6 protein-coding genes and 2 pseudogenes are annotated in these 9,369 nt (G+C 71.9%); 5 read left to right on the plus strand and 3 right to left on the minus strand.

Translation table 11 applies throughout. From position 1 onward, the window contains the following. Positions 1-116: 116 nt before the first annotated feature. The gene (locus ACLEQD_RS29900) at positions 117-1,385 is read right to left on the minus strand and encodes a myxosortase-dependent phytase-like phosphatase (protein ID WP_410388737.1); all 1,269 of its coding nucleotides are present in this window, start codon (positions 1,383-1,385) and stop codon (positions 117-119) included. 139 nt (positions 1,386-1,524) lie between these two features. On the opposite strand from ACLEQD_RS29900, the gene gmd reads away from it, so the two are divergent. From gmd to ACLEQD_RS29915, 3 genes are all read left to right on the plus strand, one after another. After that, a complete protein-coding gene (gmd, locus tag ACLEQD_RS29905) occupies positions 1,525-2,496 on the plus strand; it encodes a GDP-mannose 4,6-dehydratase (protein ID WP_171419741.1) in 972 nt (323 codons plus the stop codon). A 1-nt stretch (position 2,497) separates the two neighbouring features. Next, a complete protein-coding gene (locus ACLEQD_RS29910) occupies positions 2,498-3,424 on the plus strand; it encodes a GDP-mannose 4,6-dehydratase (RefSeq protein ID WP_410388739.1) in 927 nt (308 codons plus the stop codon). An 848-nt stretch (positions 3,425-4,272) separates the two neighbouring features. Continuing rightward, positions 4,273-4,785 (plus strand): NADAR family protein, encoded by a 513-nt coding sequence (locus ACLEQD_RS29915; RefSeq protein ID WP_410388741.1) that lies wholly within the window; start codon positions 4,273-4,275, stop codon positions 4,783-4,785. Here ACLEQD_RS29915 and ACLEQD_RS29920 read toward each other — a convergent pair. Both ACLEQD_RS29920 and ACLEQD_RS29925 read right to left on the minus strand, forming a co-directional pair. Then, entirely contained in the window at positions 4,775-5,332 is a 558-nt protein-coding gene (locus ACLEQD_RS29920) for a hypothetical protein (RefSeq protein ID WP_410388743.1), read from the minus strand. The two genes, ACLEQD_RS29915 and ACLEQD_RS29920, sit on opposite strands and share 11 nt — an antisense overlap. A gap of 60 nt (positions 5,333-5,392) precedes the next feature. Beyond that, positions 5,393-6,501 (minus strand): annotated as a pseudogene (locus tag ACLEQD_RS29925) (glycosyltransferase family 4 protein). 29 nt (positions 6,502-6,530) lie between these two features. Here ACLEQD_RS29925 and ACLEQD_RS29930 point away from each other — a divergent pair. Together ACLEQD_RS29930 and ACLEQD_RS29935 are read left to right on the plus strand one after the other, a co-directional pair. Beyond that, positions 6,531-8,767: pseudogene (locus tag ACLEQD_RS29930) on the plus strand (glycosyltransferase family 4 protein). After that, positions 8,764-9,369, plus strand: a 606-nt coding sequence (locus tag ACLEQD_RS29935; RefSeq protein ID WP_410388745.1) for a hypothetical protein, incomplete at its 3' end; no start/stop codon positions are given. The pseudogene ACLEQD_RS29930 and the gene ACLEQD_RS29935, both read left to right, overlap by 4 nt.

The raw sequence follows: 9,369 nt of genomic DNA on the forward strand, positions 1-9,369 counted from the left end.
GCCCTTGCAGGCGGAGGCGAGCACCGCGAGCGCCAGGGCGGTGGAGCGGAAGGAGCGCATGGGGCGCGCACTTCATCCCGCCCCCCTGTCGCTTTCAACCCGCTTCGCTCCCCGTCTCAGCTCCGGCGCCGGCGGCCCAGCAACGCCATCGCCAGCAGGCCCAGCGTCGCGACGGCCGGCACCGACGTGCTGGTGCAGCCGCAGCCGCTGTCGTCATCGCCGCCGCCCCCACCGCCAATCGGATTGCCATCTCCCGGATTGATGATGACGCCGCCACCGCCATCCGTGCCGGTGCCGCCGTCGCCTCCCGTCCCGGCGTCCGCCTGCTGCTGCGCGATGATCAACGGCGGCGAGAACGCCCGGGCCACGTTGCCCCAGGAGGTGAGCTTCAGGTTGTCACCCAGCGTGCTGCTGCTCATGCCGTCGTGCGCGACGAAGAGCCCTTCCGGGAAGGCCGTGCCCAGCGCGCCGGAGAACGCCACCAGCCCGCGCGACAGCTCCACCGCGTCAGTGCCGCCGTCCTGCACCAGCTGGAACGCCCCCACCCGGCCCAGCGTCCGCCGGTCGAAGACGACGAAGGCGTTCGCGTTCGGGTCGGACACCACGAGGTAGCCGTCCACGCCGGAGGCCTCGTACAGCGCGATGCGCCCCACGGACGTCAGGCCGCCGTCCCCCAGGCCCACCACCTGCGTGCCCGCCGTCCCGGCGTCCGCGTCCGCGCCGTAGCGGTAGAGCCCCTGCCCCTGCTGCGACACGTAGAGGGCGCGGTAGGCCGGGTCCACCACCATCCCCAGCGCGGTGCCGGCCGGGATGTCCCGCAGGGGGGTCGCCGAGACGCCGCCGTCGGTGGGCGTCAGCGCGAACTGCCGGATGCCGCCCGCCGCCAGGCCCCCGAAGGCCTGGAGGGTCCCATCCGCCCCGCGGACCAGCCGGACCGTCCCGTAGCTGACGCCCACGTCCAGCGGGGCCGCCGTGGGCGACAGGCGGGTGAGCCCGCCGCCATCCGCCGCGGAATCCATCACGTAGGGCACCAGCCCCGTCAGCGTGGGGTTGGCGCTGAGCACCAGCGCCGCGGACCTGCCGCCCGCGAGCGGGAAGCCGCCCAGCACGTCCACGCTGGCGGACGTGCCCTCGGTGACGGCCTGCACCTCTCCGCCGTCCAGGGCGTAGGTGAACAGGCCGTTGTTCTGGTCCGCCGTGATGAGTCGGCTGGCGGCCGGGTTGGCGGGGTCCACCCACAGGGCCACGTCGTTCACCGTGCCGCCTCCGGAGCGGGCTCCGGGCTGGGTCTGCACGGTGTAGGGCACTTGCACGGGCGCCGTCTGAGCCCCCGCCGCCGTGCTCACGAGCACGGCCGTCAACGCTGGGAGGGAGAGGTTGCGCATGGGCGGCTCCTGGGCAGGTCGCTCCCTACCTAGGCACGGGCCCGTCCCCATTCAAGTTCCCTGAAACCCTGGGACTGTTGGCAGACGGCGAAAGCCTCGGGTACAACGACCAGCGTCTTCCAGCGAACAGACAAGGGCCATGGCCAAGCGCGCACTCATTACGGGCATCACGGGGCAGGACGGCAGCTACCTTGCGGAGCTGCTGCTCAAGAAGGGCTACGAGGTGCACGGCATGGTGCGCCGCTCCTCCGAGGAGAAGTTCGAGCGCATCGCTCACCTCCAGGGGAAGGTGCAGCTGCACCAGGGCGACCTGCTGGATCAGTTCTCGCTGGCGGCCCTGCTGAACCTCACCCAGCCGGACGAGGTCTACAACCTGGCGGCGCAGTCCTTCGTGCCCACCAGCTGGAACCAGCCGGTGCTCACCGGTGAGTTCACCGCGCTGGGCGTGACGAAGATGCTGGAGGCCATCCGCCACACCCGGCCGCAGGTGCGCTTCTACCAGGCGTCCTCCAGCGAGATGTTCGGCAAGGTGCTGGAGGTGCCACAGTCGGAGGACACGCCCTTCTACCCGCGCAGCCCGTACGGCGTGGCGAAGGCGTACGGCCACCACATCACCGTGAACTACCGCGAGTCCTTCAAGCTCTTCGCGGTGAGCGGCATCCTCTTCAACCACGAGTCGCCCCGCCGCGGCCTGGAGTTCGTCACGCGCAAGGTCACGTACAACGTGGCGCGCATCAAGATGGGCCTCCAGGACACGCTGCCCATGGGCAACCTGGACGCCAAGCGCGACTGGGGCTTCGCGGGCGACTACGTAGACGCCATGTGGCGCATGCTCCAGCAGGACACGCCGGAGGACTTCGTCGTCGCCACCAACGAGACGCACACCGTGCGGGAGCTGGTGGAGATCGCCTTCGCGCGCGTGGGCCTGGACTACCAGAAGCACGTGAAGATCGACCCCGCGTTCGTGCGCCCCGCGGAGGTGGACCTGCTCATCGGCAAGTACGACAAGGCCAAGGAGAAGCTCGGCTGGGAGCCCACGGTGCGCTTCAAGCAGCTCGTGGAGATGATGGTCGACGCCGACCTGGAGCGGGTCAAGGCAGGGCAGCGGTAAGATGCGCGTCCTCGTCACGGGAGCGGATGGATTCGTCGGCCGGCATGCCTGCGCAGCCCTTCGGGCGGCCGGCGACGAAGTGGTGGAGGTGCATGGGCCCCGAGGCGAGGGCATCAGCAGCACCGCCCTGCACTTCGACATCGCCGACGAGGCGAAGGTCAGGGCGGCGGTCTCCGAGGTGAAGCCGGAAGCGGTGCTGCACCTGGCCGGCTTCAGCTCGGTGGCCAAGAGCCACCAGAACCCCGCGCGCGTCTTCGCGGTGAACACCATGGGCGTGGTGCACCTGCTCACCGCGCTGCGCGAGAGCGCCCCCAGGGCGCGCGTGCTGCTGGTGGGCTCCGGTGAGGTGTACGGCCCCGTCGCGGAGGGCACCCTCGCGGCGGAGGGCCACCCGCACGTGCCGCTCAGCCCCTACGCCGCGTCGAAGTCCGCGGGGGAGCTGGCCGGCGAGCAGTTCTTCCGCAGCTACGGCATGGAGGTCATCCTCGCCCGGCCCTTCAACCACCTGGGCGCGGGGCAGGACCCCACCTTCGTGGTGCCGTCGTTCGCGGCGCAGATCCGCGCCATCGCGCTGGGCACGGTGGACCCCGTCCTGCGCACGGGCAACCTGGACGCCATCCGGGACTTCTCCCACGTGAAGGACGTGGTGGACGCGTACCGGCTGCTGCTCCTCAAGGGCGCGCCGGGGCAGGCCTACAACGTGGGCAGCGGCGAGGGCCGCACCATCCGCGGCGTGCTGGAGGAGATGCTCCAGCTCTCCGGCGTGCAGGCGCGCATCGAGCTGGACCCCGCGCGGCTGCGCCCCTCCGACATCCCCAGCCTCGTGGCGGACACGACGAAGCTGCGCGCGCTGGGCTGGGCCCCGAAGCTCACCGTCGCGGACGCGCTGCGCGACGTGCTGGGCCCCCGGGTGGGCTCGCAGCACTGACGCAACCGCCGGTGCGCCCCCTCACGCGGGGCGCGCCAGCGACTGCCACGCCTCCAGGCGCGGTCCAACGCGGTGAGGGCCCACAGGTCCGCCGCGTTGCCCGGCTTCACGGCGGCCAGGTCCCGCTGGCAGTACTCGCGGGCCTTCACCTCCCCCCACTCCGACAGGATGCGCAGGGCCATCAGCGACGGCTTGCGCGCGACCAGCCGCAGGAGCACGTCCGTCACGCGCGGGCTGCGCTCCGCGTCCGCCAGCCGCTGCACGGCCTCGTGACGGGCCTCCGGCGTGGAGTCCTCCGCCTCCAGGGGCGCGGCCAGTTCCTCGAAGCGCGCCTCGTCCAGGAGGGCCGCGGGCTTCCGGCTCTCCCAGTGCTCCACCGTCACGGTGGTGCGCCCCTTCGCCACGCACTCGCGGCGGATGCCGTCGTTCTTCAGCACGGCCAGCACCCGCTCCGGCGCGGGCGTGCCGCCCTCCACCGTGCGCAGCGCGCGCTGGGACAGCATGGGGGACTGCCCCAAGAGGTGCGTGCGCAGCACCGTGGCCTCCACCGTCTTCTCATTGCCGGGCGGCACGCGGTCCCACTTGAGGAAGACCTCCGCCAGGCCGCGCTCGCGCACGTACCAGCGGTACTCCAGCCACACCGCCCCACCCCGCTCCGCGAAGCGCGGGTCGGAAGGCTCGTGCAGGCGGGGCGCGCCCTCCCGCGTGCCGGAAAAACAACGGTCCAACAGCTTCTGGGCGTCTTGAAGTCGCATGGGGAGCGGGCGGCCATTGTAGAGGCCTGCGTCAGGTTCCTCCATCGCCGCACGTTCGTGTCATAAATACACCAAGACTTTTGGAGGCCTGCGATGCCCACGTCCTCGTCGCCGCGGTTCACGTTCTTCTGGAAGGAGGACTCCTTCTTCTCGCAGTGGCACCCGTCCGTGTTCGAGGTGGGTGGCGTGCGCTACACCTGCGCGGAGCAGTACATGATGGCGGGCAAGGCGCGCCTGTTCGGCGACACGCGCGTGCTGGAGCAGGTGCTGCGCGCCGCCGCGCCCAGGCAGCACAAGGCGCTGGGCCGCAAGGTGAGCCCGTTCGACCCGGCCCTCTGGGAGCGCGAGCGCGAGCGCATCGTCTACGAGGGCAACCACGCGAAGTTCACGCAGCACCGGCACCTCCTGGAGGCGCTGCTCGCCACCCGGGGCACGGTGCTGGTGGAGGCCAGCCCCCTGGACCGCATCTGGGGCGTGGGGCTGAACGCGGAGGACCCGCGCATCCAGGACCCGGCCACGTGGCGGGGGCTGAACCTGCTGGGCAAGGTGCTGACGCGCCTGCGCGAGGACCTGCTCGCGCAGGGCGCTGGGACGCTCAGAACTTGAAGCGGGCGGACTGCTCCGGCACGCCGTTGAAGTCCAGGTGGAGCGTGGCGTGGTCGCCGTTGCCCTTCTCGCTCCACTCCTGCTGGAGCGTGGACAAATCGAACGCCAGGTCCTTGTAGACCAGCGCCTTGCACCGGTCGTTGTTCGCGTCGTGCAGCACGGTCAACTCCGCGCGCGGCTCGCCCGCCGCCGTCTTCGTGAAGCGCCCGTCCCACGCCAGGCCGTAGCGGTGCTCCTTGCAGCCGCCGCCGTGGCGGACGTGGAGCGTCAGCACGTCGCCCTTCACGCTCAGCGATTCAATGGCGAGCGGGTCGCGCGGCGCGGGCGTCTCCGTGACCTCCAGCGGCAGGACTTCGGCCGGCTCCTGGCTCTCCGCCTCCGCCGCGGGCGATTGCGCCTGCTTCTCCGGGGGCGTCACGGGGGTGGGCGGCGCCTCCTGCTCCGCGGTGGGGGCGGGCTGCTGGGCCTCGTCCTTGCGCGCCGCGTTCGACCCCGCGCACCCGAGCAGCATTCCGCAGACGATTCCACTCCACACGAGCAGTCGCATGTTCCTCCAGGGGGCCCTTGGCGGGCCGGTTGGCGTGACGCGCCCCTTCCACCGGAAAGCCTACCGGTGGCGCAGCGCCGCATCGTAAGCGGCCCGCGTCCCTTCCGCGGTGCGGGCCCAGGTGAACTTCGCGGCCTGACGCTGGCCCGCCTCCGACAGCGCGCGGCGCTCCTCCGGCGAGCGCAACAGCCGGTCGATGACCGCCGCCAGCCCTTCCGCGTCGTCCGGATCCACCGCGGGCGCGGCGCTCCCGCACACCTCCGGCAGCGAGCCCGCCGTGGACACCACCGTGGGCGTGCCCAGGCGCATGGCCTCCAGGGGCGGCAGGCCGAAGCCCTCGTAGCGCGAGGGGAAGACGAACAGCGCCGCGCGGCGCATCAGCGCGTAGAAGATGGCCGGGGTCTGGTAGCCCAGCGCCCGCACGTCCAGCCCCTCCGAGCGCAGCCGCGCGATGCGCGTCTCCACCGTCCCGGAGCCGAACCAACTCTGCCCGCGAGCACGAGCGAGAAGGGCCGGCCGCGCGCGTGCAGCCGCTCCTGCGCGTCCAGCACCAGGTCCACGTTCTTGCGCACGTCGAGCGAGCCCGCGTACAGCACGTAGTCCTTCGGCAGGTTGAGCGCGGTGAGGAAGTCCTCGTCGGCCGCGTCCAGCGTGGGCGCGTTCACGTGGTCCACGCCATTGGGCACGACGACCGTGCGCGGCTCCACCTGGGGGAAGCGGCGCACCAGGTCCTGGCGCGTGCGTTCGCTGATGCACACCAGCCGGTCCGCGAGCATCAGGCTGCGCGCGAGCCACAGCCGGAACTGCCACCGGAACGGCGTGGACACCGTGTGCGGCAAATCCAACGGCACCAGGTCGTGCACGGTGAGCACGTAGGCCGTGCCCGGCGTGCGCCGCAGGGGCAGGTTGAAGTTGCTGAGCGCGTGGTAGACGGGCGGCGGCGAGGCCTTGAGCAGCCGGGGCAGCGTGGCCAGCGTCCACGGCGTCCGCTTCTGGACGCCTCGCGGGTGCTCACCGGACCTGCGCGCGCCCATCCGGTCCAGGTGGACGCCCTGGGCCTGGAGCGCTTCCGCGAGGCAGCGGGTGTAGAGGCCGATGCCGGTGGTGGGCTCGTCCCACAGGGTGGCGTCGAAGGCGATGGGTCCGGGGGTCGACACGGGCCGCCTCATACCATGCCGTGTGCTACATACGGCCCCCCATGGCGGTCCATCAGTTGATCCCAAGCTTCGGCCCCGGCGACGCCTCCGGTCAGGCCGCGCTGCACCTGCAACTCCTGCTGCGCCGCATGGGGCACGCGGGGGACATCTACGCGGAGGAGGTCGCCGGAGGGCTGCAGGGCCTGGCCCGCCACGTCTTCACGCTGAAGCCGAAGCCAGAGGACCTGGTGCTGTACCACCACGGCATCGCGTCGCCCTTGAGCGGCCGGCTGATGCACCTGGACTGCAAGCGGGGCGTGGTGTTCCACAACATCAGCCCCGCGCGCTTCTACCGGGACACGCCGCTGGAGCACGCGCTGGTGGCGGGCCGCGCGCAGATCGCCGCGATGGCGCCCTTCCTGGACGTGTCCATCGGGGACTCGGACTTCAACGGCGCGGAGCTGCGCGTCGCGGGCCACCGCAACGTGCACACCGTGCAGCTCTTCATCGAGAAGGAGCGCTTCGCCGCGTCCGTGGCGGATGGGAAGAAGCTCGCGGAGCTGTCCGGGCCCGGCCCTACCCTGGTGTCGGTGAGCCGGGTGATGCCGCACAAGCGCTTCGAGGACCTGCTCGCGCTGCACCGCGAACTGCTGCGCATCCGTCCCCAGGCGCGCCTGCTGATTGTCGGCGGCTACGAGCCGGGCAGCCGCTACTTCAAGCTGCTCCAGCGCGAGCTGAAGGACCTGAGCGGGGTGCACTTCCTGGGGCGCCTGTCGCATCCGGAGCTGGTGGCGGTGTACCGCTCCGCGTCCGTGTTCGTCTCCATGAGCGAGCACGAGGGCTTCAGCGTGCCCATCATCGAGGCCATGGCCTCCGAAGTGCCCGTGCTCGCGTACGCCGCGGCGGCGGTGCCGGAGACGCTGGGCGGGGCGGGCATCGCGTTCGACCAGAAGCGCTACGCGTTCCTCGCGGAGCTGGCGGTGGACCTGAGCGAGGACCGCGACCTGCGCAAGGCGGTGCTCGAAGGCCAGGCGCGAAGGCTCCAGCACTTCTCCCCCACCGCGCGCAGGTGTCGCTGACGCGCGCGCTGGAGGGCGTGGTGGCGCCGCCGCCCCGTCCTCGCAGGGCCCCGGCGAAGCGGCCGCGCGTGGCGCTGGTGGTGCAGCGCTACGGCGAGGTGACGGGCGGCGCGGAGAGCCACGCCGCGCAGGTGGCGGAGCAGCTGGCGCCGCACTGGGACGTCACGGTGGTGACGACCTGCGCGAAGAACCACCTGACGTGGGAGAACGCCTTCCCGCCCGGCGAGGAGCGGGTGGGCCGCGCGAAGGTGCTGCGCTTCCCGGTGACGCGCACGCGCAACATCCACGCGTTCAACGGCCTGTCGCGGCAGGTGTTCGGCCACGGCAACGAGCGGCTGCGCGAGGAGCAGTGGGTGGCCGAGCAGGGCCCGCTGAGCCCCGGACTGATTGACCACCTGGCCACCACGCAGGACGCGTACGACGGCTACCTGTTCTTCACGTACCTCTACGCGCCCACGGCGTGGGGCCTGCCGCTGGTGGCGGACCGCGCGATGCTGGTGCCCACCGCGCACGACGAGCCGCCCATCCGCTTCGGCGTCTACGCGGACGTGTTCAACCGGCCCCGGGTGTTGATGTGCAACACGCCGGAGGAGGTCGACATGCTCGGGCGCTTCCACCCGGACCATGCGCGGGCGCGCGTGGTGGGCGTGGGCGTGGAGGCGCTGCCGGCGGTGCCCGACCGCTTCCGGGCGAAGTACGGCGTGCACGGCCGCTACCTGCTCTACGTGGGCCGCCTGGAGCCGGGCAAGGGCGTGCCGGACCTGCTGACGTTCCACCGCAAGCTGCGGGCGAAGTACCAGGACGCGCCGGAGCTGGTGCTCGCGGGCGAAGCGAACATGGACGTGAGCGGCGAGGGCGTGCGGCACGTGGGGCGCATCTCCGAACAGGACAAGCACGACGCGCTGGCAGGAGCGCTGGCGGTGGTGGTGCCGTCGAAGTTCGAGAGCCTGTCGCTCCTGACGCTGGAGGCGTTCGCGCAGGGGACGCCGGTGCTGGTGAACGGGCACTCGGACGTGCTGGTGGGACAGGTGGAGCGCAGTGGCGCGGGCCGGGTGTACCGGGGGCTGGCGTCGTTCATTGAAGGGCTGCGCGAGGTGGGTGAGGCCCGGGACGTGATGGGCCAGCGGGCCCGCATCTACGCGCAGCGGCACACGTGGCCCCAGGTGGTCACGGCGTACCGGGAAGAGATGGCGCGCATCGTGGAGGAGACACACCGATGAAGCTGCTCGGACGGGACATTCCCACGGGGGCCCTGGTGGCCCGCATCGAGGAGCGGCTGCGCGTGCGCGGGCTGCCCACGTCGGAGCCGGCGGAGGTGCCGGAGGACGGCGTGGAGCCGCGCGTGGATCCGCTGACGTTCAACATGCACGCGCTGGAGGAGAACGCGGACACCACGCGGGCCCTGCCGCTGCACACGCACCGCGCCGGCATGGGCCAGGCGGTGCTGGTGGCCAAGTGGGCCTTCCGCAAGACGTGCCAGGTGTTGATCAACGAGACCCTGGGCCGCCAGCGCGTGTTCAACGGGCTGGTGCGAGACTCCTACGCCCAGCTCTCCGCGGAGGTCCTCCGGCTGCGCCGGGAGGTGGACACGCTGAGGGCCCAGGCCGCGAAGGCACAGCCGCCGGCGGAAGCGCCCAGGCCGCCGAAGCCGCCCCCGCCCGTCGGGTACGGCCGGCCCGCGCCCCGGACGCCGTCTCCCGAGGAAGGCGAAAGCGCGCCTCCCAGGGCAAGGCCGCTTCCGGCCATCGAGTACGGCCGTCCGCCAAGGCCGCCGCATGGCGAGCAGGGCCGTCCGCCAAAGCCCTCACACCCGGAGCACGGC

Source organism: Corallococcus sp. 4LFB, from assembly GCF_046520365.1.
Lineage (GTDB): Bacteria > Myxococcota > Myxococcia > Myxococcales > Myxococcaceae > Corallococcus > Corallococcus caeni.

Excerpts from the sequence above, each read along its gene's own strand:
- ACLEQD_RS29900 (WP_410388737.1), bottom strand. The coding sequence starts at position 1,385 with ATGCGCAACCTCTCCCTCCCAGCGTTGACGGCCGTGCTCGTGAGCACG.
- gmd (WP_171419741.1), top strand. The coding sequence starts at position 1,525 with ATGGCCAAGCGCGCACTCATTACGGGCATCACGGGGCAGGACGGCAGC.
- ACLEQD_RS29910 (WP_410388739.1), top strand. The coding sequence starts at position 2,498 with ATGCGCGTCCTCGTCACGGGAGCGGATGGATTCGTCGGCCGGCATGCC.
- ACLEQD_RS29915 (WP_410388741.1), top strand. The coding sequence starts at position 4,273 with ATGCCCACGTCCTCGTCGCCGCGGTTCACGTTCTTCTGGAAGGAGGAC.
- ACLEQD_RS29920 (WP_410388743.1), bottom strand. The coding sequence starts at position 5,332 with ATGCGACTGCTCGTGTGGAGTGGAATCGTCTGCGGAATGCTGCTCGGG.